The organism is Streptomyces sp. NPDC050535, from assembly GCF_044457665.1.
Taxonomy (GTDB): domain Bacteria; phylum Actinomycetota; class Actinomycetes; order Streptomycetales; family Streptomycetaceae; genus Streptomyces.
This window is the reverse complement of sequence record NZ_JBITHE010000003.1, coordinates 373,636-398,280: the sequence shown is the minus strand read 5'-3', so window position 1 is coordinate 398,280 and position 24,645 is coordinate 373,636. Positions and strand designations below refer to the sequence as shown.

General features: G+C 66.8%; 18 protein-coding genes, 3 pseudogenes and 1 riboswitch. Of the genes and pseudogenes, 14 read left to right on the top strand and 7 right to left on the bottom strand.

Features of this window, described 5'->3' with window-relative positions:
* Window positions 1-28 precede the first annotated feature (28 nt).
* The 6 genes and pseudogenes from ACIBLC_RS09840 to ACIBLC_RS09815 all read left to right on the top strand — a co-directional run.
* Window positions 29-819, top strand: a protein-coding gene (locus ACIBLC_RS09840; protein WP_399210237.1) for an IS5 family transposase whose coding sequence is annotated in 2 segments (ribosomal slippage) — window positions 29-376 and window positions 379-819 — 789 coding nt in all. Because the reading frame shifts where the segments join, the coding sequence is not laid out codon by codon here.
* A 1-nt stretch (window position 820) separates the two neighbouring features.
* A complete protein-coding gene (locus ACIBLC_RS09835; protein ID WP_399210236.1) occupies window positions 821-1,159 on the top strand; it encodes a phosphotransferase family protein in 339 nt (112 codons plus the stop codon).
* A 336-nt stretch (window positions 1,160-1,495) separates the two neighbouring features.
* Window positions 1,496-5,188: a LamG domain-containing protein gene (locus ACIBLC_RS09830; protein ID WP_399210235.1), complete on the top strand. Its 3,693-nt coding sequence runs from the start codon at window positions 1,496-1,498 to the stop codon at window positions 5,186-5,188.
* Between the two features lie 162 nt (window positions 5,189-5,350).
* Window positions 5,351-11,770 (top strand): RHS repeat domain-containing protein, encoded by a 6,420-nt coding sequence (locus ACIBLC_RS09825; RefSeq protein WP_399210234.1) that lies wholly within the window; start codon window positions 5,351-5,353, stop codon window positions 11,768-11,770.
* Between the two features lie 124 nt (window positions 11,771-11,894).
* The gene (locus ACIBLC_RS09820) at window positions 11,895-12,650 is read left to right on the top strand and encodes a tetratricopeptide repeat protein (RefSeq protein ID WP_399210233.1); all 756 of its coding nucleotides are present in this window, start codon (window positions 11,895-11,897) and stop codon (window positions 12,648-12,650) included.
* Between the two features lie 321 nt (window positions 12,651-12,971).
* Window positions 12,972-13,281: pseudogene (locus ACIBLC_RS09815) on the top strand (transposase family protein); the annotation flags it as partial.
* On the opposite strand, the gene ltrA reads toward ACIBLC_RS09815, so the two are convergent.
* Window positions 13,228-14,787, bottom strand: coding sequence for a group II intron reverse transcriptase/maturase (gene ltrA / locus ACIBLC_RS09810; protein WP_399210232.1), 1,560 nt, complete (start codon window positions 14,785-14,787; stop codon window positions 13,228-13,230). The pseudogene ACIBLC_RS09815 and the gene ltrA overlap by 54 nt on opposite strands.
* A gap of 665 nt (window positions 14,788-15,452) precedes the next feature.
* Here ltrA and ACIBLC_RS09805 point away from each other — a divergent pair.
* The 6 genes and pseudogenes from ACIBLC_RS09805 to ACIBLC_RS09780 form a co-directional block, all read left to right on the top strand.
* A pseudogene (locus ACIBLC_RS09805) lies at window positions 15,453-15,626 on the top strand (transposase family protein); the annotation flags it as partial.
* A gap of 232 nt (window positions 15,627-15,858) precedes the next feature.
* Window positions 15,859-16,005: pseudogene (locus ACIBLC_RS09800) on the top strand (IS110 family transposase); the annotation flags it as partial.
* A 37-nt stretch (window positions 16,006-16,042) separates the two neighbouring features.
* Window positions 16,043-16,621 carry a transposase gene (locus tag ACIBLC_RS09795; RefSeq protein ID WP_399210230.1) on the top strand — a complete coding sequence of 193 codons (579 nt, stop codon included), beginning with the start codon at window positions 16,043-16,045 and terminating at the stop codon, window positions 16,619-16,621.
* 3 nt (window positions 16,622-16,624) lie between these two features.
* Window positions 16,625-16,924 carry a transposase gene (locus ACIBLC_RS09790; RefSeq protein WP_399210451.1) on the top strand — a complete coding sequence of 100 codons (300 nt, stop codon included), beginning with the start codon at window positions 16,625-16,627 and terminating at the stop codon, window positions 16,922-16,924.
* Window positions 16,925-17,309: 385 nt separating this feature from the next.
* A complete protein-coding gene (locus ACIBLC_RS09785) occupies window positions 17,310-17,537 on the top strand; it encodes a hypothetical protein (RefSeq protein ID WP_399210229.1) in 228 nt (75 codons plus the stop codon).
* 791 nt (window positions 17,538-18,328) lie between these two features.
* Window positions 18,329-19,453 carry an 8-amino-7-oxononanoate synthase gene (locus ACIBLC_RS09780; RefSeq protein ID WP_399210228.1) on the top strand — a complete coding sequence of 375 codons (1,125 nt, stop codon included), beginning with the start codon at window positions 18,329-18,331 and terminating at the stop codon, window positions 19,451-19,453.
* A gap of 18 nt (window positions 19,454-19,471) precedes the next feature.
* On the opposite strand, the gene ACIBLC_RS09775 is transcribed toward ACIBLC_RS09780, so the two are convergent.
* Window positions 19,472-19,696, bottom strand: coding sequence for a DUF397 domain-containing protein (locus ACIBLC_RS09775; RefSeq protein WP_399210227.1), 225 nt, complete (start codon window positions 19,694-19,696; stop codon window positions 19,472-19,474).
* Window positions 19,697-19,705: 9 nt separating this feature from the next.
* Complete coding sequence (locus ACIBLC_RS09770) at window positions 19,706-20,563, bottom strand: helix-turn-helix domain-containing protein (protein ID WP_399210226.1); 858 nt, start codon at window positions 20,561-20,563, stop codon at window positions 19,706-19,708.
* Between the two features lie 212 nt (window positions 20,564-20,775).
* Between ACIBLC_RS09770 and ACIBLC_RS09765 the strand changes: the two genes are divergently transcribed.
* Window positions 20,776-21,234 (top strand): ATP-binding protein, encoded by a 459-nt coding sequence (locus ACIBLC_RS09765; RefSeq protein WP_399210225.1) that lies wholly within the window; start codon window positions 20,776-20,778, stop codon window positions 21,232-21,234.
* A 43-nt stretch (window positions 21,235-21,277) separates the two neighbouring features.
* Here the strand turns inward: ACIBLC_RS09765 and ACIBLC_RS09760 are convergent, their stop codons facing one another.
* From ACIBLC_RS09760 to ACIBLC_RS09745, 4 genes are all read right to left on the bottom strand, one after another.
* A complete protein-coding gene (locus tag ACIBLC_RS09760) occupies window positions 21,278-21,796 on the bottom strand; it encodes a DUF6328 family protein (protein ID WP_399210223.1) in 519 nt (172 codons plus the stop codon).
* Window positions 21,797-22,018: 222 nt separating this feature from the next.
* Window positions 22,019-22,492: a C40 family peptidase gene (locus ACIBLC_RS09755; protein WP_399210222.1), complete on the bottom strand. Its 474-nt coding sequence runs from the start codon at window positions 22,490-22,492 to the stop codon at window positions 22,019-22,021.
* 3 nt (window positions 22,493-22,495) lie between these two features.
* Window positions 22,496-22,682, bottom strand: a riboswitch (cyclic di-AMP (ydaO/yuaA leader).
* A 438-nt stretch (window positions 22,683-23,120) separates the two neighbouring features.
* On the bottom strand, window positions 23,121-23,429 hold the full coding sequence (locus tag ACIBLC_RS09750; RefSeq protein ID WP_399210221.1) for a hypothetical protein: 309 nt from the start codon (window positions 23,427-23,429) through the stop codon (window positions 23,121-23,123).
* A 7-nt stretch (window positions 23,430-23,436) separates the two neighbouring features.
* Complete coding sequence (locus tag ACIBLC_RS09745; protein ID WP_399210220.1) at window positions 23,437-24,072, bottom strand: ATP-dependent Clp protease proteolytic subunit; 636 nt, start codon at window positions 24,070-24,072, stop codon at window positions 23,437-23,439.
* A gap of 262 nt (window positions 24,073-24,334) precedes the next feature.
* Here ACIBLC_RS09745 and ACIBLC_RS09740 point away from each other — a divergent pair, with 262 nt between their 5' ends.
* Window positions 24,335-24,613, top strand: coding sequence for a type II toxin-antitoxin system Phd/YefM family antitoxin (locus ACIBLC_RS09740; RefSeq protein WP_399210218.1), 279 nt, complete (start codon window positions 24,335-24,337; stop codon window positions 24,611-24,613).
* The last annotated feature ends 32 nt before the right edge of the window (window positions 24,614-24,645 follow it).

Genomic DNA, 24,645 nt, shown 5'->3' with positions numbered 1-24,645 from the left:
TGGCGTGATCTTGCGGCAGTCTGGAGTAATGGCTGCTGCACTTGTCGAACGGTTGGCACCGGAGAGCCTGTGGGAGTTGTTCCAGCGGGTGGTCCCGCCGGCTCCGGAACGCCCGCAGGGCGGAGGGCATCGTCGCCGAGGTGACCGCGAGGTGCTGGCCGCGATCATTTTCGTGGCCACCTCGGGCTGCACCTGGAATCAACTGCCACCGGGCTGCGGCGTGTCGGGAGTGACGGCCTTCCGCCGGTTCAGCGAATGGAGTGAGGCCCGGGTGTGGGCCAAGCTCCGCCGCCTGGTCCTGGATGAACTCGGCTCCCGCGGCGACCTGGACTGGTCCCGGTGCGCGATCGACTCCGTCAGTGTCCGGGCCGTCAAAGGGGGCAGTTGACGGGACCGAATCCGACCGACCGCGGCAAGAAGGGATCGAATATCCACCTCATCGTGGACCGCAGCGGTCTGCCTCTGTCGATCGGGATATCCGCGGCGAACCTCCACGACAGCCAGGCCCTGATCCCGCCCATCCGCTCACGCCGCGGCCCCCGGCGCCGGAAGCCCGGCAAGCTACACGGGGACAAGGGCTACGACTACCGACATCTGCGACGATGGCTCGCTTCCCGCGGCATCCGCCATCGCCTCGCCCGCAGAGGCATCGAGTCGTCCCGACGCCTGGGCAGGCACCGTTGGGTCGTGGAACGGACCGTGTCCTGGCTGTCCGGCTGCCGACGCCTTCACGGCCGCTACGAGCGCAAGCCGGAACACTTCCTCGCCTTAACCGCCATCGCCGCAACCCTCATATGCCACCGCAGACTCACCAACTGAAATGACTTCTTACGGGAAGCTCGACTTCCCCTTGGGCCACGGCCATATCCACGGTGACGCATATCCAGGTAATACCCTCTGGGACGGCCAGGGAATCAGACTTGGCGACTGGGATAAGGCGACATTCGGCCCGCGTGAGATCGACTTGGCCAATACGTTCCAAGGGGTCCGCTTCGGGCGAACCGCCGGAGAACTGGATGACTTCAGCGAGCGGTACGGCTACGACATCCGGCAGTGGTCCAGCCTTTCGACTCTCTGCGAAATCCGAGACCTTCACACACTTGGATCCTTCATTCGGCGTGCGGATCAAGGAGATACTGCTGCGGCGCCCAGTAATTGACGCATCGCATCGAGACGCTCAGAAACATGGATACCCAAGCTCAATGGGGCGCCGCCTGAAAGAGCACAGAAGTCTCGAACCGGCGCGGTTGGTCGCGGCAACCTGTAAATCAGGGCGTTCAGGACAAACTTCCACGCCCGCATCGCCATCCCTTTAATTTTCCCTTGACACTTATTGACCCTTACATGTGTCATGAGCACCAACTGTGTGGATCATGTGTGGGCAAGGGGTGGGGTAGTGGGGGACGGTCGACAGCGTGCCCGAAGCAGGGGTGGCAGGCGCCGGGGCGGCTTGGTCTGGCTGACAGTGCTCGCCGTACTAGCGACGGTTCCGACGGTGACACCGGTGCTGGCCTCGCAGACGGTAGTTGCCGCGGAGAGCGGCGATCTGACGGAGTCGGAGCGCGCGCAGGAACAGGCTGCCGAGTCGGGCAATCAGGTCGAGGTGGTGGGGGAGCGCACCGAGCGGGAGACGGTGTTTGCCAACCCGGACGGCAGAACGTTCACGCTTCAGAAGTCGATTGTTCCGGTGCGGGTGCAAGTGCCCGATGGTGGTTGGACTGCCCCGGATGCGACGCTCGTGAAGCGCGGGGACGGATCCATCGGGCCGAAAGCGGCCACGGTGGATCTGTCCTTCTCCGGTGGGGGTAACGGCAAAGATCTGGTGACGATCGCGGAGGACGGGCAGTCGGTCACTCTGGGCTGGCCCGGGACTCTGCCGGAGCCGCGGCTGGAGGGCACGCGGGCGGTCTACGAGGACGTGCGCCCGGATGTGAACCTGATCCTGACGGCGACGGTCGAAGGCTTCCGGCAGGTGCTGGAGGTCGAGACCCTGGAGGCTGCGAAGGACCCGGCGCTGGCGTCGCTGGACTACTCGATGGGCGTCGAGGGCCTGCGGGTGCGTGAGGGCACGGCCGGAAGCATGGAAGCTGTCGACGGCAACGGGCAGGTCGTCTTCCGTTCGCCCTCGGCGCGGATGTGGAACTCCGCCGGTGATGCCGCAGACAACGAAGGCGTGAGCGCGCAGAGCCTCGCGGTGCGACCGCTCGCCAGGACCTCCTCAGCAGAAAAACCTGTGGCGGCCTCGGAGGAAAGCCCGTCGGCGACCCCTGCCGACGGGCGTCCCGCCGGGCCGGTCGAGGAAGGCGACCCTTTCGCGGGCCCCGGTGCCGGGGACGAAGCGGCGGTGATGGCCGTGGACGTGACGCAGACTCAGGTCACCGTCATCCCGGACGCCGCACTGATCGCGGACACGACGAGCTCCGAACTCCCGCTCTACATCGATCCGTCGGTGGAGATGAACGAGTCCGAGCGAACAGTGCTGTCCTCGGACGGCGACGTGTTCTACAACTTCTCCGGCGGCGACAACGGCATGAGTGTGGGCCGGTGTAGCTCGGCGGTAATTGGCGGAGTGCGCTATTACTGCACCGCCGGCAGCGCCTACACCAACCGCATGTACTTCGAGTTCACGCCGGGCAAGCTCAAGGGCAAGCAGGTGCTGGACGCGACGTTCGCGGTGACGGAGACGTGGTCGTTCTCGTGTGATGCGCGCTGGGTGGACCTGGAGCGCACGGACGGCATCTCGTCCTCGACGCACTGGCCCGGGCCAGGCGGTACGAACTCTGACAACTCCCGGGACCAGATAGGTGACCGGAACGTCTCGGCCGGCCGCGGCGACGCATGCAGTCCGTCGCAGCCTCGCAAGCCGATCGAGTTCAACGACAACCCGGCGGAGCCGGACGAGAACCTCACCTCGACGGTGAAGGCCTTCGCCGACGGCAAGTTCAAGACGCTGACGCTGATGCTGAAGGCCAAGGACGAGTCGGACGCGATCGCGTGGAAGCGGTTCGACGATGATGCCGTCATCAGGGTGACCTACGTCGGCAAGCCGGCCGTTCCCACTGAATACGGCCTGGAGACCGGCACTGACGAGATCTGCTCCAAGAGTCCCACGGCGCCGACGACGTGGAGCGATCCCACCCCGAACCTTGCTTCCACGCCGCAGACGGCCGCAGGCGGTGAGGGCTCGGCCTCGCTGCGCATCTACTTCGATCTCGATGTGAAGAATGCGGACGGCACCTGGTCGGATGCGAAGGAGCCCTCCACTGGCTCCGAGAGCCCTACTAGTGGATATGTCGGTGACGGCGTCGACCAGAACAAGGTGTGGAACGCGGCGCTGGCGGACAAGGGGCAGTACCGCTACCGAGCGTGGACCCGCTCGTACTACAACAGCGGGGACAGCATTCTGGGCGGTACAGCGACGCCGTTCTGCTACTTCACGATCGACAGCACTGCGCCGAAGCCGCCGACAGTCACCTTCACCTCGACGTACTCCGTGTGTGTGACCGGGGGCGACTGCACTCCCAAGGGGCGTCCGGGCATGCCGGGGCTTGTGACGTTCGGGCCTGCCAGCGGGGACACGAACACCGCCTACACCTACATGCTGTCCACGGACAGCGCCTGGCGGCCGTGGAGGACAGGGGCGACGGTGATCGAGACCGTCACCCCTGTCGACTCGGGCACGGTCACGCTGGAGGTCATGGCCAAGGACTCGGTGGGGAGAACGGGATCGAACAAGGTCCGGTTCTTGGTCGGGGAGGGCGGTGGTCCGGTCGGGAAGTGGACGTTCAACGAGGCTTCCGGTGCCGCTGTCGACGTCTCCGCCGCCTCGACTGCCCTGCGGGACGACGCGACCATCAGCGGTGCGACCCGCGTGAATACGGGCCGGCGGGGCGTGGTTACCGAAAACGGTGCGACGGGCGAGGACAAGGCGCTGAAGGTCGGCGGCACCTCGTACGCGGCGACCGCCGGAAAGGTGCTGGAGACGCAGGCGTCTTACACCGTCTCGGCGTGGGTGCGGCTGGATGCTGCCAGCACTACAGCAACCGTCCTGGGGCAGGACGGCACCTACTACAGCCCGTTCTTCCTCGGATACTGCTTGGCGGCGAACCGGTGGTGCCTGCGCCTGGCCGATGTCGACGCGGCGACCAGTCCGATGGACAACCAGCGGGTCAACTCGCTGGACGCGCCGCAGGTGAAGGTGTGGACCCATCTGGCAGCGGTGGTCGACACCGAGGGCAAGACACTCACCCTCTACGTCAACGGCGTTGCGCAGGGCAGCGACACCCTCACCACCGGCAACTGGTCGGCGGCGGGCGCGCTGCAGATCGGCCGGGTGAAGTTCAAGGGCTCCTACGTCGACTACTTCCCCGGCGAGGTGGATGAGGTCACCGTGTGGCAGGACGTCAGGACGCCCGAGTTGATCGCCCGTGAGGCAAACCCGGCCGACACGGCCGGCAAGGCGTACACCGAACTCGTCGCGCAGTACACCCCGGAAGGCGCAACCGGCACCACGCTGACCGACACTTCCGGCTACGGCAACGACCTCACCCTCACCTCGGGTGCGTCGCTGGACGGCGAGGCCCTCGTGCTGGACGGCACAGCGGGGACGGCGACGGCGTCGAGGCCGCTGGTCTCCGACAACGGCTCCTTCACCGTCGCCACCACCGCCAGCGTCAACACCGAGGCGCTGACGGGCAAGCCGGACAACTACCGTGCGCAGATCCTGGGCCAGCGCACGGCGACCGGGTCGTCGTGGAGCCTGTGGGTGGAGAAGACCGGCACGAGGGACGAGCCGAAGTACGACGATGACGGCAACATTGTCCTGGACGATAACGGCGTACCAGTGACCACCACGGTCGCGACGGCCCGATGGCACTTCGGCCAGCTGACCGCTGGCGGCACCGGCACCTCTGTGGCCAGCGACGAGGTGGCAGTCCTGGACAGCGAGGTCGGTCTGGTCGGCGCCTACAACGCGCACACGCGCCAGATCACGCTGTTCGTCGGCAGCATGCGTCAGGGCGATCCGCTCGACTACACCGCCTCCGTCGGAAGCGGCGAGTTCGCCGTGGGCAAGGGCTATGTCGACGGCGCATGGGGCAACCCCCTGTCCGGCAAGATCACCGACATCCGCCTGTGGGCGGGCGCGGTGACCGACCCGACCCAGGTCGAGAACCTCATCGGCTACTAAATCCCAACTGTTGTGCTCGCACCACCCCTGACCAGGGGTGGTGCGAGCACAACAGCCGGTTTTCACCTTCTTGGAGAACTCGCTGTGTCCTTTCGCTTGTATCCACCCGGCCCACGTGGCCGGCGGAGCGCGCTGACCGTTCTTCTCGCGGCGGTGTTGTCCGTGCCGGCCTCGCTGACACCGGTGGCGTCCGCGGCCGAACTTCCGGGCCGTCCTGATGTACCCGGCGTCGAGTCCGCCAAGGTGCGGCAGCTCACCGGCCCTGGGGCCAAAGAGGCCCGGGCTCAGGTGGCCCAACAGAAGAAGACCAACGAGAAGATGGCGGAGTCGGCCCAGGCCGAACGCGAGGCCGCTTGGCCGAAGCCGTCTGACTCCACGACCGACCTGACCGCCGCTGCGAAGACGAAGTCCGTGGTCGCGGTGGAGCCGGTGCAGGCTGGTGCCGCGTCCGCCTCGGGCAAGGCGAAGGTCACGGTCCTGGACCAGAAGGCCGCCCGCCGCGCGGGCGTGACCGGAGTCATCTTCACAGTGGCGGCGGACCAGCCGGGAGCGGCTCAAGTCACCCTCGACTACAGCTCGTTCGCTTCCGTCGTCGGCGGCAACTGGTCCTCGCGCCTCGGCTTGGTGCGGCTCCCTGCGTGTGCCTTGACGACCCCCGCGAAGGCGGCCTGCCGTACGGCGGCTCCAGTGACATCGGACAACGATGTGACCGGGCAGAAGGTCACCTCCCGTACTTCGGTCGCTTCGACCGCCGCCCCAACTGTCATGGCCCTGACTGCCACGTCGGCCACGACTTCCACTGCGGGCTCGGGTGACTTCAAGGCCACCCCGCTCTCGGCGTCGTCGAGTTGGCAGGCCGGCGCCTCCGCAGGGTCCTTCTCCTGGTCGTACCCGATCACCACACCCCCCGCCGCGGCGGGCCCCGCGCCGTCCTTGGCCCTGTCCTACGACTCCGGAAGCATCGACGGGCGGACCGCCAACAGCAACAACCAAGGTTCCATGGTCGGCGAGGGCTTCGACCTGACCTCCTCGTACGTTGAGCGCAAGTACGGCGTCTGTGACGACGACGGCCAGGACGACAAGAACGACCTGTGCTGGAAGTACGACAACGCCTCTCTGGTGTTCAACGGCAAGGCGACCGAACTGGTCAAGGACGACACCACCGGGGTCTGGCACCTCAAGGACGACGACGCCTCCAAGGTCACCCGCCTCACGGACGCGGACAACGACGACGGTGACGGCGAGTACTGGAAGATCGTCACCAGCGACGGCACCACCTACACCTTCGGCCTGAACAAGCTCCCCGGCGTGGGCAGCGAGCGCACCAACTCCGTGTGGACCACCCCAGTCTTCGGCGACGACAGTGGCGAGCCCGGTTACGACAAGGGCAGTGAGTTCAAGAGCCGTTCGGAGACGCAGGCATGGCGCTGGAACCTCGACCTGGTCGAGGACCTGCACGGCAACGCCTCCACGTACTGGTACACGGCGGAAGCCAACCACTACGCCAAGAACGGCGACAAGACGGCCCTGGCGCCATACACCCGTGGCGGTTACCTGGAGGAGATCCGCTACGGCCAGCGCAGCGACACGCTGTTCACGGCTCCCGTCGCCGACAAGGTGACCTTCACCTACAAGGAGCGTTGCACGGCCTCTGACTGCTCCTCCCTGACTGAGGACACCTCCGACAACTGGCCGGACGTTCCGTTCGACGCGATCTGCTCGGCGGACGAGGACGACTGCCTGGCCATGGGGCCGTCTTTCTTCACCCGCAAACGACTGACGGCGATCAACACGTACATCTGGTCGCGGGCGGCGGAGCCGGACGCCTTCGTAGCCGTCGACTCCTACTCGCTGGACCAGGAATTCTTCGACGGTCAGGATATCGGCAACAGTTCGGACCAGGTGCTGGTCCTGAAGTCGCTGAAGCGAACCGGAAAAAACGGCACCGACATAGCCCTCCCGCCGGTTGAGTTCACCTACCAGCAACGCCCCAACCGGGTCGACTCGACCAGCGACGACATCCTCGCCCTGACCCGACCGCGCATCGCCTCGATCGTGTCGGAGACCGGCGCGATCACCTCCGTCACCATCTCCGAACCAGAGTGCGTGCGCGGCACCAAGATGCCCGCGGCCGAAGACAACAACGACCTGCCTTGCTACCCGGTGTACTGGGCCGTCAACGGCGGGGACCCGCAGTTGGACTGGTTTCACAAGTATCGCGTCACCGCGGTCACCACCAACGACCCCGGTGCCGGCAACCCGGGCACGCAGACGGCATACGACTATGCGACCCCGGGCTGGCATTACAACGACGACCCCTTCACGAAGGAGAAGGAGCGGACCTGGTCGATCTGGCGCGGCTACCAGAAGGTCACCGTCTACAAGGGCGACGTGGGCACGACCCGTTCGAAGACGGTGAAGCTGTTCATGCAGGGCATGAACGCCGACAAACGCAAGGACGGAACCACCCGCACCGCCGTCGTCAAGGGCATTGACCTGGACAACGCTGCCGGGGTCACGACCGACAACCTCGACGTGGCCGACACAGATGACCACGACTACTACGCGGGCCAGCTGCGCCAGGAGATCATCTACAACGGCACAACCGCGATCTCGACGACGATCAACAACCTGTGGTCCCAGCAGACCGCGAGCCAGCAAAAGTCGTACGCGGCCATCACTGCGCACTTCGTGCAAACGGCCCGCACCTACAGCGACACGTACCTGACGGCCGCACAGAAGTGGCGTATCGCAGCGACGTCGAACACGTACGACACGACGTACGGCTCAGTCACTTCGGTCGAGAACCACGGTGACTGGTCCGTCACCGGCGACGAGACCTGTACCCGTACATGGTATGCGCGCAACGATGCCAACGGCCTGACCGCACTGGTCTCCCGTACCCGTACGGTCGCCAAGTCCTGCGCCACGACGGATGCCTCGCTCTCGCTGCCGGCCAACTCCGACGCCCGCGGGGACATCCTGTCCGACACGGCGACGGTGTTCGACAACCCGTCGGCCACCGGCTGGGCACCCGACCAGGTCCCGACCCTGGGCCTGGCTACCTGGACGGGCCGCGCGAAGGCCTACCCGGCCGCCTCCGGCACCGCCGAACGCAACCCGCTGCCAGCCACCGGCTGGCAGACCATGACGTCCACCACCTTCGACACGGCCACCGCCAAGTTGGGCCGACCGCTGAAGGTGACGGACGCCAAGGGCCGTACCACGACGACCGCCTACTTCCCGGCGGCCGCGGGCCCGTTGACCACCAAGGTCATCACCAAGCCGAAACTGGCCTCCAACAGCCAGGCGCACCAGACGACCACGGTCTACGACCCGGCACGCGGCGCCGAAAGCTACGCCCTCGACCAGAACCTCAAACGCACCGAGAACACCTACGACGCCCTCGGACGCATCACGGCGACCTGGCTGCCGAACCGCTCCAAGTCCGCGAACGACACCCCGAACGTCAAGTACGCCTACGGGCTGGAGCGCGACAAGGCCCCCTGGTCCTCGGTTGCCACGCTCAAGGCCGACGGCATCAGCTACACCACGACCTACTCCCTGTACGACTCTCAGTTGCGTCCCCTCCAGACCCAGAGTCCGTCGCCGCAGGGCGGCCGGGTCCTGACCGACACGCGCTACGACAGCCGCGGCCTCGCCTACGAGGCGTACGCCGACGTCTACGACAATTCCACTGCCCCCAACGGCACCTACACCCAGACACCGTACGGCGGCGGCAGCCAGACCGAGACGCAATTCGACGGCGCCGAACGTGCCACGACGTCGACGCTGCTGGTGGACGGTGTGAAGAAGTGGGCGACCACCACGACCTACACCGGTGACTCGACGGCCACCACGGCCGTCCAAGGCGGCAACGCCACCCGCACCATCACCGACGCCCTCGGCCGCGCCGCGGAAACGCGTACCTACGCGGGCACCGCGCCCAATGACACCGCCTACGGCTCCACCACCGGCACGTCGTACACGAGGGTCAGCTACACCTACACCCGCGACGGCAAGCAGGAGACGATCACCGGCCCGGACGACACCAAGTGGTCGTACGTGTACGACCTCTTCGGCCGTCAGGTGAGGGCAGTGGACCCGGACAAGGGCACCACGGTCACCGCCTACACCGAGCTGGACCAGGTCGACATGACCAAAGACGCCGAGAACCAGATCCTGCTCTACGGCTACGACGAACTGGGCCGCAAGACAGGCCTGTGGCAGACCAGCCGGACCGACGCCAACAAGCTCGCCGCCTGGACATTTGACAGTATCGCCAACGCCAAGGGGCAGGCGACCGCCTCGATCCGCTACGAGGGAGGCGTGAAGGGCGACGCCTACACCCGGCAGACCACCGCCTACGACAGCCTCTACCGGCCCACCATTACGACTCTCACACTGCCGGACGATGACCCGCTGGTGGCCTCCCTCGCGATCGCGGCCACCAGCACCGTCGAGACGTCCTACCGACTCGACGGAACGGTCGGCACCAGCAAGGAACCGGCCGCCGGCGGCCTCGACGCCGAAACCCTGGAGTACCGCTACAACAGCGCCGGCCTGAACAACGAACTTTCGGGCAAGGCCGGTTACCTGCTCGCGACCGACTACACCGCGCTCAGCCAGATCGGCCAACTACAGATGGGCACGGCGACCAGCACCAAGCGTGTCTTCGCCACCAACACCTACGAGAAGGGCACGGGCCGGCTGCTGAACGCGGCCGTTGACGATCAGACCCGCGGCCCGGTCCAAGACCTGACCTACGGCTACGACCAGGTCGGCAACGTCACGTCCCTCTTCGACAGCGGTGATATCGGCACGGGTACGGACAACCAGTGCTTCGCGTACGATGCCCAGCGCCATCTGACCGAAGCCTGGACGCCGAAGACCGCGGACTGCGCGACCTCCGGCCGGACGGTGACCAACCTCGGCGGCCCGGCCCCGTACTGGACGTCGTACTCCTACACCACCTCCGGCCAGCGCAAGACCGAGAAGCAGAATACCTCCACTCCAGTCACCACCACATACTGCTACGACGCGGCGCGTCCGCACGCGCTGACGGCCACCACGGCCGGCAGCACTTGCACGGGCGTGGCCGCGCAGTACACGTACGACGACACCGGCAACACCGAGAAGCGTGTCGAGAAGGCGGGCTCCGCCACCAGCCAGAGCCTGGACTGGAACGACGAGGGCAAACTCGCCAAGCTCACCGAGGGCACATCGGCAACCAACTACGTCTACGACGCTGACGGTTCGCTGCTCATACGGCGCGACACCGCCAGCGCGGGTGAGACTGTCCTATACCTCGGCGCCACCGAGATTCATCTCAAGTCGGGACAGAAGTGGGCCAACCGCTACTACACGGCGGCCGGCGCCACCATCGCTCTGCGTACCAACCAGGGTGGCACGGAGAAACTCAGCTTCCTCGCCGCCGACCACCACGGCACCAGCTCGGTCGCTATCACCGCAGATGCCACGCAGGCGCTGACCAAGCGCTACACCACGCCGTTCGGCACGCGCAGGGGAGCGACGACCGGCGTCTGGCCGGACGACAAGGCGTTCCTCGGCATGCCGACTGACACCGGTACCGGCCTCACCCATGTCGGGGCACGCGAGTACGACCCGTCGACGGGCCAGTTCATCAGCGTCGACCCGCTTCTCGCTCTCGAACAGCACCAGTCCCTCAACGGCTACAGCTACTCCGACAACAACCCTGTCACCACATCCGACCCCTCCGGTCTCTCGAACCTGATCTCCTGCGAGGGGGATGAGTGCGGTGGGGAGGTTCGGTTCAAGGAGTCCCATGCCGCTCCGGACTTTGGATCGGGGCAGACGTGGGAGGAGAAGTACCCCTGGGAGACCTCGCACTACGAGTACTACGACCCCAACGCGACCTACTGTGACGCGTATTGCCAGATGCAGCTCCAGGCGGTCCTGTTCACTCCGGCCGTCAACCCGGGCCAGTGTGGATCCACTATCGGCGGAACGGCGTGTCCGGGATTCCTGACGCCTGGACAGATCCAAGCCCAGACCGTCCTCTCGATGATGGACCTGACCGGGGCCCTTGCCGGGGTCTCCTGCATACAGAACCCGACCAAACTCGGCTGCGGGTTCGCGATGGCCGGTGCCGTTCCGCTCTTCGGCAAGGGCTTCAAGGGTGGCAAGATCCTGCTCGATGGCATCGACGGTCTGGATAACCTGCCCAAGAAGCTGCCCGGCGAGCTGGACTTCCCGGCCTTCACCGAAGGGAAGACGGCGGCCTTCTCCGACGGCAACTATCTCGTCAGCGGTTACGGCAGTGACGTCGCCGAAGGGTTTGCGCGGGCCCCTGTCGAGGATGTCGGCAACCTTTTCTCGCAGCGTCAGCCGTTCTTCATGGACAACGCGGCGGGCGATGGTGCCTACTACCTCAGCCACGCGGAGAAGCAGGCAGTCACGCTGAGCCCAGGGAGTCCGGTGGTGGTGACGAAGCCGATGTGCGACAACTGCTTCCAAGGATTCACTGATGTCGCACGTGATACCGGTCAGTCGCAATACGTGCTGGATCCCAGTGGGCTTTATGTATTCAAACCCAACTGAAACTGAATAATGAAGGGCGTGTTCGTGCTATAATGCGCGAGTACGCTCTTTATTCTTTATCTTGCACTTATTCCCATTACTTTCTTCCGGAGTCATGATGGATCGCGCTGACAGGAACAACCTCTTGGAGCAGGCTCAGGAGACGGTCCGCGGATTGCGATCCGGGAATTCCGGAGCGGTGCAGCGTATCCGCGAGCTGTTTCCTGACGTGCGGCAGGTCGCGGACTCCGGCGACTCTGAATTCCAGGAGCTGGTCGGTGGCGTCGCGCTGGAGTACATGAAGAATTATGAGGCCGCGTACTGGTATCTCGGCCAGGCTGCGAAGGCAGGGAATCCAGCGGCGCAGCGTGGACTCGGATTCCTTTTCTTCCAGGGTCTGGGTATCGCCAAGGACGTGGAAAAGGCGCTGGACCTCTTCCGGATGGCGGCAGCGGGAGGTGATGCAGCGGCGAAGCTCAATCTGGCTGAAATGCACCTCAGAGGGGATCTGGTGTCGAAGTCCGAGAAAAAGGCGCTCCGATACTTCGAAGAGGCGTCTTCGGCCGGGATGGAGGCAGCCTCGCGTCGTCTGGGGGAATTGAAGCTAGCCGACGGGGATTTCTCTGCGGCCCGGCGGTATCTGGAAGTGGCGGTCGACCAGGGGTCATACCGCGCTCTCAAGGACCTGGCGTCCATGTGCCGGGACGGCGTCGGCGGCGAGGTCGACCGGGTCCGCGCCGTCGGCTGCTACCTGAAATTGCTGGACGTGGGCGACGGCGACGGAATGCACGAGGCGCACCAGTTGGCCGACCTGATGACCGACGCGGAAATCAGGGAAGCGGCCTCTTGGGCGAATCACGTCGCCGAAGGTGAATCTCTCATTAGACGAGCTCGCCGCTGAAGTCGTGCAGGGTGAGTGGCGTGACGGCGGAAGGCCATCCGGTCCACGTCTTGGGAGAGCATTTTGGGCCGTCCTTGCGAGTGCAGAAATCCCAATCCATTTGTCACCGGACAGGTTCATCGTGGAAGGATCAACGGCGTTCGAGGCTCATGGAGTTGCTGTGCGCGGTGGGGTGACGGGGCGGCGATCTTTTCGGTACTCGTCAATGAGCCCTTTCCAAGCTGGCGGTGCTGACCGCGAGTTGGACCATCCTGTGTAACGACGAAACTCCTGGTAGACGGGTTCTCGACCAAGATCACCTGCGTCCGCCAGGAGCTTCGCGTGCTTGTTTACCCGTCCTCGATTGATCTGTCCAGCCGCACCTTGCGGTTCCTGACCGAACAACTGACAGTGCAGGAGGCGGGAGATCGGGACACGGCGGCGCCGACTTTCTGCGGCACGCCAGGCATTGCTCGCCCTGGCCCATCTGTGGTGCGGTGATACCTACGCCCAGCTCGCTGCCGGATTCGACATCGGGATCGCCACGGTCTACCGCTATATACGCGAAGCTGTCGAGGCCCTGGCCGCCCTCGCGCCTTCACTCGCCGAGGCGATGCGGACGATCCACCGGATCGCTGCGGACTCCCCGTACTGTTGAGTCGGCACGGAGCGCGGTGCCGGTGTTGCCATCGGTCCGTTTCTCCGTGCCGCTCGCCGAACCCGGCGTGCGGCTCTCACCGCACCGGGCTCTCCACGGTCTCTGCCGTTCAAGCGTGGTGGAGTGTCCAGGGGTTGGGATCGTGTTGCCCCGGTATCGGTAGCGGGTGACCGCGATCGAGACCATGGGGAACAGTTCGATCCCGTCCGCCGAGAGTTTGTGCCACCGGCCGTTGCGGTCGGTGAAGCGTCGGCGGACGTCCTTCCACCTCCAGCGGTGCAGCACCATCCACCAGCTGGTCACCCGTCGCCATACGAACTGGTCCAGGGATTTCAGCGTGGTCTTGCATACCGCGTGCCTGAAGTAGTTGACCCAGCCGCGCAGAATCGAGTTGATCCTCTTCAGCACGGTCCCCGGGTCCTGCTGCGACGTTCTGTTCGTCAGGGCACGGATCTTGTCCTTCAGCTGCCGGATGGGTCTCTTGGCGATGAAGGTGTAGACGTACCACTTGTTCGAGCCTCGCTTGCGGCGCCACTGGATGTGGAACCCCAGGAAGTCGAACCCGTCCGACATGTGCACGATCTGCGTCTTGGCCGGTGACAGCCTCAGCCCGAGAGGGTGCAGTACGTCGGCGATGTCCTCGCGCAGGCGGGCGACGTCATCACGGCTGCCGTCGACCAGGACGACGAAGTCGTCCGCGTAGCGGACGATGCGCCAGTTCGGGCGGCCGTGGTGACGGTGGTGTGCCCGCCTGCCTCTGGTGGACATCCTCCCGCCCGGCTCCCATGGCTCCATCACGCGCTCGTCGAGCGCGGACAGGGCGATGTTCGCCAGCAGCGGGGAGAGGATGCCGCCCTGCGGAGTGCCGGTGAAGGTCTCCTCGCGACCGCCGCTCTCAGTGAGGACGCCGGCCTTGAGGAACGCCTTGACCAGCAGCAGCACGCGCTTGTCCTTGACTCTCGCGCGCACTCGGTCCATCAGGGCCGTGTGGTCGATGGAGTCGAAGCACGCCTCGATATCCGCATCCAGCACCCAGCGGTAACCGTTGGCGCCGTAGCGGTGGATCTCGGCGATCGCGTCGTGTGCGCGCCGCATGGGCCGGAAACCGTAGGAGACCGGCAGGAAGTCGGCCTCGAAGATCGGCTCCAGCACCAGCTTGAGAGCTGCCTGGACCACCCGGTCGGAGACGGTCGGGATGCCGAGCTTGCGCACCTTCCCGCTCCCGCCGGGCTTGGGGATCTTGCGTTCGCGCACCGGCAGCGGGCGGAATTCACCCGTCTTCAGTACGTGGCGCAGGTCCTCCAGGTAGTCCGGGAGGCAGAGTTCCCGCTCGACGTTGACGACCGTGAGGCCGTCGACGCCCGGGGTCCGGGCTCCCTTGTTGCCCGCGACCCGTTCGAACGCCACGAGCAGCGTCGCCGGGTCGCATATGAGGTTGAACAGATCGTCGAACCTGCGGCCATGGTTGGCCGCCGCCCAACGGTGAAGCTTGGTCTGCATCCCCGATACCCGCTGGTGAGACCCCAACGGGGCCTCGGGAGCACCGCTGTTCAGCGGTGCGTCTTTCGGCATTGCATCATCCTTCCCTTCTCGAAACCGCTGCCGCCCTTCCCCATGTGCCGGGCTCTCCCCGGCTCGGAGTACTACGGCGGCTCCGCCCCGTCCCGGTCCGATCGGCCGACGATGGACCCAGCCCTCCGCCCGAGCCGGATGCGCGGCAGGAGGGCGGAACCGGGACGGTTCCCGTGTTCGCTCGCTGTTCGATCGTCGGGGTAGGAGCCCGGCTATGCCCCCGCGGCCTCGCCACGGCTACCCCGCAGCACTTCACCGTGGCCTCCCCGCGCGACCGAAATAGACCGCTCGGAAAGTTCCCCGCCGGCCGAATATCCAGCAGGGACGCACCGCATCCAGCCCTCATCCACCAGGTTCGAGCTGGCGTGCCTTAAGGAGGCGTAGACGCCGGTTCCTCGCGTTCTCCTCTCCGTCTCGCTTGCCGGACCCGCACCATCTGGCAGTACTGGCACGTCCCGGCTTTGTCGGGGCTGCTTCCCGCCCTCCCCGGCACCTCCCGGTTCAGGCGGCCCCCAGCTTCAACCGCCCTGCTGCGACAGGGCGATGGCGGTGGTCTTTCACCTCCACTCGAACAACAAGCGCCTCACGGCGCACACTCCGGGAAACACAAGCGCCACGGCATGAACATCCAGGTCCTCGCCGATCCGTTCGGACGCCTGCTCTGGGCCTCGCCGGCTCTGCCCGGCGCGACCCACGATCTCACCGCCGCCCGTACGCACGGGATCATCGAAGCCCTCGCCGACGCAGGGCTCAAATGCTGGACGGACAGTGATGATGGGCGATGGCGTCACCGACAGATCTGTCCCTTGGGCTGACTGACCGGAATCTCGTGTCCTTGCCTTGATCCGTCGATATGTCGGTGACGCCATCGCACGTGGCCGGCCAGTGGCATCGTGACTTCATAGGTGCTTGTGCGAGAAGACCCGTCACTGTCGTGTCCGCCTGCCTCGACTGGCGCGTGTTGCCCTGTCAGCACGATGAGAAGGCAGTAGCTCCAACATGATCGACCAGCAGCCCGAGAAGGAAGTCTTCGCCGGAGTCGACACCCACACCGACACCCACCACGCCGCCGTCATGGACCCGCTGGGACGTCCACTCGCCGACCGAGAATTTCCCACGACCACCCAGGGATACCGCGCCCTGTTGATGTGGCTCATCACGTTCGGCCACGTACAGGCGGTAGGTGTGGAGTGCACCGGCTCACGGCGCCGGACTGACGACGGTGCTGAGCGCGGCCGACCTGACGCTGGTCGAGGTCAAAGCCCCCGACCGGGGAACCCGACACGCCCGCGGCAAGTCCGACCCGATCGACGCCTATGCCGCCGCCCGCGCAGCAGCCTCAGGACGAGCTACTGCCATCCCCAAGTCCCACACTGGCACGGTGGAAGCCCTTCGCCAGCTGCGTGTGGCTCGCGCGTCCGCGATCAAGGCCAGAACCCAGGCGATCAACCAACTCATCGGCCTGCGGGTGACCGCTCCCGAACCTCTGCGCGCATCGCTCACAGGGCTCACCCGCGCCACCCTGGTCAACCGCTGCCTTCGGCTGCGGCCAGGAGCTGACCTCACCTGCCCCACGGACGCCGCCCGCTACGCACTGCGGCAACTGGCACGCCGCATCCGCATGCTCACCGAGGAGATCGACGAGGTCACCGAACGCCTGGCATTGCTCACCACGTCCGCCGGTCCTGAGCTCGTCGCACTGTTTGGCTTGGGCACCGAGACCGCCGGTCAACTCTTGGTCACGGCCGGCGGCAACCCCTAACGCCTGCGCGCGGAAGCCGCGTTCGCCGCTCTGTGCGGCGCCGCTCCAGTTCCGGCCTCCTCCGGACGCACCGACCGACATCGACTCAGCCGAGGCGGAGACCGCCAGGCCAACCGCGCCCTCCACATGATCGCTGTGGTGCGAATGCGCTACTGCCCCCGCACTCGCGCCTACGTTGCGCGCCGCACCCAGCAGGGACTGACCAAGAAGGACATCATCCGTTGCCTCAAACGCTTCATCGCCCGCGAGGTCTACCACGCTCTCACCCGCACTCACGCGTGCAGTACTACTTCGACGACTTGACTTCTATAGGAGCATCGGTGATGCTTCCGGGCTGGGATCCTTGATCGACTGCCGTGATGGAGTTCCGGCACGGAGGAACCTTTGGAGTGGCAAGAAGTAGCCGCCGAATCAGTGCTCTCTACGACTTGAGTTCCACAGCCTATGGTGCTGTCTTGGGTGCGGAAATGGGAGCTGACCTATGGAAACGCCTGTGCGCACGCTGGGGCGGGCAGGGCGCTAGGTCCGTACTTCCCGGGTCGCTGAATCAGATGGTTTGACGGTCTTGCCGGCCGTGTTGGTCCGGGTGCGTCGATGATTTCCTGGTCCCCAAGGCTACGGACGGAACGCCCTCGCGTGGAGGTCGTAATTGAGTCCGTGGTGACCAAGCGCCTGGCCGCTCTGCCTGTTGCTGCTGAGTTTCTGCGTCGGCTGGACGTCGCGGGGATCGATCGTCGACGGGCTGCGGCCACCGGATTCGCGGGCGGACCTGACGCACGGCCAGGTGATCGAGGTGCTGGTGGCGAACCAGTTGACCGCTCCTGCGCCGCTGTTCCGCGTCGGGGACTGGGCGTACTCGTGTGAGGCCGTCAAGGGTCTTGGTGGAGGCCGAGGCGTGTCCCGGCTGGTGCGTTGAGGGGTCTCATCGGTGTCTTGCTCGGGGCTTCGGCGACCAGCGGCGTTGTCGCGTCCGGCCGGTGGCAGCAAACCGTCTCCTCAGGGATACCACCGGAACTCGAAGATGTCCATGGCGAGACGCCGACGTATCACGGGTAGGAGGGCCGGGTGACCGGACCTCCTACCCGATTGATGCTCTGTCAGAAGAGCGGCTCAGGCCCAACTTCCGAGAAGTATCCTCCGCGGATACCTACAGCGAGGATCCCGGGGACGACCGTCGGCGACTCCCAGTCGGCGAAGAGCACGACGGCACAGACGACTTGCGCGGACCTGGGCGCGCACACGGAAACGCCCCGGTGGGCGTCAGGGAAGTCACAAGGGTCGTCCGGGCCTCGCAGGGCACTGTCCGCAGGCTCGTTGCTCGCGGCCTGTACGGGCCGTGCAGGGACTGCCTTGACGGCGTCCTGGGCGGCTGGCGCGTTGTGAAGTGCGGCTGCTGCTGGTGCGCCGGTTACAGGCGCTTGGCTGTGCGGTCGCGCAGCAGCAGCCACTGAGTCGCGTCGGCGCCGCCTGCCGCGCGGCCAGTCCGTGCAGTGAGAAACGATCTTCAGTCCAGGATGTGAAATAGCCACTGACCTGCGTTGATCCTGTGCTTGATAATTCTGGCTGTGGGTATCGCCACATCCTGGGCGGCGGGGCCGACCGTTAGGGTCTGTGCACTGCCTACAAAAAGTCACGGCCACGCGAGCACCGGGGCCGATGAGAGCACCGGTGGCGCACCTCCCGTCCCTCCGGTCCGGAGGAGGACCCATGGCGTTCGGCTGGATCGACGAGCAGGCGCGGGCGCGCCGCCGCGCCGGACTCGTGCGCACGCTGCGGCCGCGCCCCGCCGACTCCCCGCTCCTGGATCTCGCGAGCAACGACTACCTCGGCCTCGCCCGCCATCCGGAGATCACCGAGGCCGCCGCCGCGGCGGCGAGAACCTGGGGCGGCGGAGCCACCGGCTCCCGGCTGGTCACCGGCACCACCGAACTGCATGCCGAACTCGAACGCGAGCTGGCCGACTTCTGCGGCTTCGAGTCCGCGCTCGTCTTCTCCTCCGGTTACGCGGCCAACCTGGCCGCTCTCACCGCGCTCGCGCCGCACGGTTCCCTCGTGGTCTCGGACGCGGGCAACCACGCCTCGCTGATCGACGGCTGCCGGCTGGCCCGCGGCACCACACAGGTCGTCGCGCACACCGACCCGGACGCGGTACGCAAGGCGCTCGGCACTCACAGTGGACCGGCCGTCGCCGTCTCCGACACGGTGTTCTCGGTGGACGGGGACGCGGCCCCGCTGGCCGATCTCGCGACCGCCTGCCGCGAGTCCGGGGCCGGACTGATCGTCGACGACGCGCACGGGCTCGGCGTGCTGGGCGACGGCGGCCGGGGTGCTCCGCAGGCGGCGGGCCTCGCGGGCGCCCCGGACGTCGTCGTGACACTCACGCTGTCCAAGTCGCTCGGCAGCCAGGGCGGCGCCGTCCTCGGCCCCGCACCCGTCATCGACCATCTGGTCAACGCGGCGCGCACCTTCATCTTCGACACCGGTCTCGCCCCCGCGGCGGCGGGCGCCGCCCTGGCCGCGCTGCGGCTGCTGCGACGGGAGCCGGAGCGCGCCGCACGGGCGTGCGCGGTGGCGACAGCACTGCACAGCGGCCTGACGGCACAGGGCCTGGAAGCGGTACGACCGGACGCCGCGGTCGTCTCCGTGCGCGCGCCGTCACCCGAACGAGCCGTGCGGTGGGCCGCCGACTGCCGCGAGGCGGGGCTCGCGGTCGGCTGCTTCCGTCCGCCGTCGGTGCCCGACGGCATCTCCCGGCTGAGGCTGACCGCACGCGCGGACCTCACCGACCCACAGATCGAGCACGCCGTACGGGTGATCAGCGCGACCCGATGATGCTCAGCTCGGTGCTGCTCAGCTCAGCGCGGCGATGAATCCCTCCCAGGCGGCAGGGGCGAACAGCAGGGCGGGACCCGCCGTGTTCTTGGAGTCGCGGACGGCCACGAGTCCCGACCAGGTTCCCGGTCCGGGCCGCGCCGTCTCCACGCAGTTGTTCATTCCCGTACTACGGCTGCTGCGCAGCCAGCGCACGTCGTGCAGCGAAGTGCTGGAAGGTACGTACCGAGGCAGTGCAGACATGGTGCCTCCTCACGCGCCGTCACCTATCCCGGCGATGTAATCCAATGAGTCCTCGGGCGAAAGGGCTTGGATCCGAAGGGCGTTGAAGGCCTCGGTGTAGGCCTGAAGGTCTTCTTTCCGTTCGAGATAGAGGCTACTCGTCAAATGGTCGAGAACAACCACATCCAGATCAGATGTGTTCGGAAAAGAGAAGATAACGAAAGGCCCGGTGACGCCGATGTGCGCCCCGGCGCCGAACGGAAGGACCTGAAGCCGCACTTGAGGCAGGGTGGCGGCCTCCCGCAGCCGGTGCAGCTGGCTCGCCATGACGTCCGGGCCTCCGACGTCACGGCGCAGCACCGCCTCGTCCAGGACCGCGCACAGTTCAAGGGGCGGATTCGAACGCAGCACGTCCTGCCGGGCCAGGCGCACCTCGACGAGCGTGTCGAGCTTGCTGTCCTCAAGTCCCCCCACGGCGGCCCGCGTCACCGCACGGGCGTACTCGGGGGTCTGCAGCAGCCCCGGGACCACGGACGTCTCCAGCGTCCGCATCTCGCTGGCCTGGGACTCCAGGCTGATGAAGTCGCGGTACGTCGGCGGCAGGACGCCTCGGTAGGCGTGCCACCAGTGGTGCCGTCCGTGGCCCTCCGAGCCCGCCAGCACGACCAGCAGGTCCCGTAACTCGGGTTCCTCGACGGCGTACGCGTCCAGGAGCCGTTCCACGTCGGCGGGTTTGACCCCGCTGATGCCGGTCTCGATCCGGCTCACCTTCGACTGGTGCCAGCCGAGAATGCGGGCCGACTCACCGCTCGTGAGACCGGCGCCGACGCGCAATGCACGTAGTTCCGCACCGAGTTTGCGGCGGCGCACCGCGGGGCCGTACTCCATGGGCGTACTCCTTACTCCTTCCGAGCCACCCAAATACGGTCCTCCGTCGCAGAGTTCACCGCTTCGAGCGACAGATATATGCATATCTCGGTGGATCGCACCCGTGACCGGCCTGGTAATGGCAGTCTGGCGCGAAGCACCAGTCCGGGACCGTACTCGAACCATCCGCTCCGCGTCGGACCCCGGTCCCGTGGGAAAGGGACGACCGCGCCATGGCTGACCATCAGGAAGCATCCGTCACTCTGCCGAGCGATCCTGCCTCGGTCTCCGCGGCCCGGAAATTCGTCGCCGAAGTGCTGGCCGAATGGGGTCTGCCGGGGGACTCCGAAGGCGCCGACACCGTACGCCTGATCGTGTCCGAGCTAGCCACCAACGCCGTCCAGCACACCTTCGGGCAGTCACCCACCTTCAGGGTGGACGTCCGCCTCGACCGGGACGAGCATCTGCGCCTCGGCGTCACCGACAGCCACCCGCGTTTCCCCAGACGACTGCCGGCCGCCGTCCAGCAGGACAACGGACGCGGGATGGTGATCATCCGCTGGCTGACCGCGGAGTGCGGCGGCAGGCTCACCGTCCGGCCCACTCGTGAGGGCGGCAAGACCATCTTCATCGATCTGCCCTGGACGGCACCGGCCGAGCCGGTGTCCGCCGGGGGACCGCAGGAGCCCTGAGGCCGGGAGTTCCGGGACGCGTCTCCGCTGGGCTGCGCGGCGCTCACGCCGCCGGGCCCGAGTTTTCTCCCCGACCCGCGGTGGACGTGACGCGGTGCCGCACCAGCCGGGGCAGGACGACCCACAGTCCCAGACAGGTGGCCAGAGTGCCCGCGCCGGCGGCGATCCCGGCGCCACGCCCGAACGTCACGTCGACGACGAGAAGCACCGATCCGGTGAACGCCAGCATCAGCACGTACAGGCCGATATGGGTCAGCAGGGCGGAGACGCGCACGATGGCGGGTTTGACGTTCCGCTGGAACAGCGACCGGTGCAGGGCGGCCGGCGCCGTGAAGAGGGCGGCCGCCAGGAACGCGAGCAGGAGCGTGGTGACGTAGGTGGCGCGCTGTGCCATGTCGAGGGACGGGAAGCGCGGGGTGAAGGCGAGGGTCAGCAGGAAGGCGAAGAGGATCTGCACGCCGGTCTGGGTGACCCGCAGTTCTTGGAGGAGCTCGGCGAAATTACGGTCGGCGCGTTCGAGGGGGTTCTCGTCGCGCTCCGTGCGGGGACGTTGTTCCACCATGGTGGACGAGTATCCGGTTCGTCCCCATTTCACGCCTTGGCGGCGAGGGGTTCATGTCGCCCGGCGTGACGGCTGCGCGTCTCGTGAAGCGGCATGCGTCTCGTGGAGCGGCTGGTGCCTACCGCGAGGCTGTTGCGCGTCCCGCGAGGCGGCTGTGCGTCCGTGGGGCCGCTGTGCGTCCCGTGGGGCGGTGGCACACGGCGCCGCCGCCCCACGGACAGGTCAGCTGACCCGCCCGTACCAGACGCTCTTCGTCCAGATCTTCTGAAGCTTCACGACCTCCCCCGACTTCGGGGAGTGCCAGATCTTTCCCTTCCCGGCGTAGATGCCGACGTGGTACACGCTCCGGCCCGAGTGGAAGAACACCAGGTCTCCGGCCTTGCGCTTCGAGGCGGTGACATGGTGCGTCTTGTTGTACTGGGCCGCCGCCGTACGAGGCAGCTTCTTGCCCGCCTTCTTGAACGAGTAGAGCGTGAGCCCGGAGCAGTCGAATCGGCGCGGGCCGGCGGCCCCGTACTTGTACGGGGCACCCTTCTTGGAGGCCGCGATCTGAAGTGCCTTCGTCGCCGGAGTGGCCGCCGCGGCGTCGGATGCGACACCGGGGACCACGAGGCTGCCGCCCACGGCGGCGATGGTGAGAGCCGAGGCCGTCCCGGCCCTCGTCCACAGCGACGGGACACGATTGAGCGCAGTCATACGAAACCCTTCGTCAGCCGCCTGTGAAGGATGACCTGTCGGATTCGGGCTGGCGAAGTAGCCCGGCCGCGTACTGCGGCTTCACCCCAAGGACCGCCCGGATCTCTCCGGCGGACCGTCGTGCTGGGTCCTCCACTCCTGCCGATGCACATCTGTCGACCGGTCATCCGGGTGGCGGCAGGACTCGGCGTCCGCCCGGACCGCCCCGCCGGTGCGGCGGGGGCTTGTCGTCGGAAGGGATCTTCACGCATGGATGTCGGAAAATCCGAGCGGAAGCGGTGGTTTGTGGGCTTAGTCACCACTCACCCGTTCGGGTGGACACCCGCCGTTCGAGCGAGTGTCCAGGAGACCGACGACGCTCGTACCAGCGACGGAGGGCTCAACTCCGCATCCGCGCTACGCGCGTTGCGCAACTTGTCCGCGTCGTCGGAATGACCCGCGTCTACGCCAACCGGGGGTACGTCATCTGGTCCGTTTGAATCGCCGGCCGGACGCTTCGCCGGCCCGCCGCATCCGGTGTTTCAGGTGCCGGCGCGTGACGGCTCCTGGTGCCGACGTGTCAACGGTCCGGGTACCGGAATGTCAAGGGTCCAGGTGTCGGCGTGTCGCCGTTCCGCGTGGGGGCGCGTCAGCTGTCGGAGCTCGGCGGAAGGGTGACGCGGGCCGTCCGCCGTTCGCCGTCGAGGACGCGCAGGGCCTGTGCCAGGGTCGGGGCGTGCACCTCGCTCTCGCCCCGCTGGTGCATCAGCGCGAGGGCGTCCCGCAGTGCCGTCGCCTTGGCCACCAGTGCCTGAGCGGCCCGCAGGCCGCGGTAGGTGTCCCCGGCGCGGGCCGGATTGATGCGGCCGACCAGGTCGACCACGTCCAGGTAACGGTCGATCAACTCGGCTTCCGCGCGCGTCAGTGCGGGCAGCGGGGGCAGTTCGGGTGGGAGCATCTGCCGCTCACCTCGCGCCGGGTGTGGGCCGGGAGGCCTTGCGGCTCGGGATGATCCCGTCGATCAGTCCGTACGCTAGCGCCGCCGGCGCGTCCAGGATCTTGTCCCGCTCGATGTCCGCGGCGACCCGCTCCGGGCTCTGACCTGTGTGCCGCACGAGCATCTCCTCCAGCATCCTCCGAGTACGCGTCAACTCCTCGGCCTGGATGGCCAGATCAGAAGCCTGCCCGTGGATCGGCTCGGGAAACGAGGGCTGGTGGACCAGCACACGGGCACCCGGCAGCGCGAACCGTTTGCCCGGCGTGCCGCCCGCCAGCAGCACCGCCGCGGCCGACGCGGCCTGCCCGAGGCAGACCGTCTCCACTTCGCAGGTGACGAAGCGCATCGTGTCGTAGACGGCCGTCATCGCGCTGAACGAGCCGCCGGGGGAGTTGATGTAGAGCGAGATGTCCCGGTCCGGCGCCGCGTGCTCCAGGTACATGAACTGCGCCATCACGTCGTTCGCCGAGATGTCGTCGATCGGCGTCCCGAGGAACACGATCCGCTCCTCGAGCAGCTTCGAATACGGGTCCATGGTCCGCCGGCCCGAGCTCGTGACTTCGGTGAACTCGGGCAGGACATGGCGGGCGAACGGGTTGTCCATGGCTTGCGCCTCCTCGGTGTCGCGTCTGTAAAAAATGTACAGGACGTACGAATGACGCCGAAGGGTGCTCGCTGACAGCGAAAATCCCCGTGGAGCGTGGTGCTCCACCGGGATGCGGGGTACGGCGAGGATCGGGTGAGGGGTGAGGGGTGAGGGGTGAGCGTGCCGTGGGGCGTAGCCGGGAAGTGGTCCCGGCGGAGCCGAACCCGATCGTCCGCTCGCTCCAGGAGCCGTGTCCGGGCCCCGGTCTAAGCTGGAGGGCATGGCCTACGAGATTCCGGTGACGCAAGCCAGGGCTGAGCTCGCCGATCTGATCAACCGCGTGGTGTACGCGGGCGAGCGCGTCGTCGTGACGCGGCACGGGAAGCCTCTCGTCGCCCTGGTCTCCGCCGCCGACCTCGAACGCCTGGAGGCACTCCAGGACCCCGCCGAGGAGCAGGTGATCAGCTCCTTCTCCAAGGTCCGCGAGGCCGCGCCCGCGCCCCGCGAGCGCCAGAGGTTCGGCATCGCGGCCGAGCACCGGGGGCCCAACGCGTCGTAGCTGCCGGGCGGTTCGGCGGCTCGCGAAAGCCG

Excerpts from the sequence above, each read along its gene's own strand:
- ACIBLC_RS09835 (WP_399210236.1), top strand. The coding sequence starts at position 821 with ATGACTTCTTACGGGAAGCTCGACTTCCCCTTGGGCCACGGCCATATC.
- ltrA (WP_399210232.1), bottom strand. The coding sequence starts at position 14,787 with ATGCAGACCAAGCTTCACCGTTGGGCGGCGGCCAACCATGGCCGCAGG.
- ACIBLC_RS09780 (WP_399210228.1), top strand. The coding sequence starts at position 18,329 with ATGGCGTTCGGCTGGATCGACGAGCAGGCGCGGGCGCGCCGCCGCGCC.
- ACIBLC_RS09775 (WP_399210227.1), bottom strand. The coding sequence starts at position 19,696 with ATGTCTGCACTGCCTCGGTACGTACCTTCCAGCACTTCGCTGCACGAC.
- ACIBLC_RS09770 (WP_399210226.1), bottom strand. The coding sequence starts at position 20,563 with ATGGAGTACGGCCCCGCGGTGCGCCGCCGCAAACTCGGTGCGGAACTA.
- ACIBLC_RS09765 (WP_399210225.1), top strand. The coding sequence starts at position 20,776 with ATGGCTGACCATCAGGAAGCATCCGTCACTCTGCCGAGCGATCCTGCC.
- ACIBLC_RS09760 (WP_399210223.1), bottom strand. The coding sequence starts at position 21,796 with ATGGTGGAACAACGTCCCCGCACGGAGCGCGACGAGAACCCCCTCGAA.
- ACIBLC_RS09755 (WP_399210222.1), bottom strand. The coding sequence starts at position 22,492 with ATGACTGCGCTCAATCGTGTCCCGTCGCTGTGGACGAGGGCCGGGACG.
- ACIBLC_RS09750 (WP_399210221.1), bottom strand. The coding sequence starts at position 23,429 with ATGCTCCCACCCGAACTGCCCCCGCTGCCCGCACTGACGCGCGCGGAA.
- ACIBLC_RS09745 (WP_399210220.1), bottom strand. The coding sequence starts at position 24,072 with ATGGACAACCCGTTCGCCCGCCATGTCCTGCCCGAGTTCACCGAAGTC.
- ACIBLC_RS09740 (WP_399210218.1), top strand. The coding sequence starts at position 24,335 with ATGGCCTACGAGATTCCGGTGACGCAAGCCAGGGCTGAGCTCGCCGAT.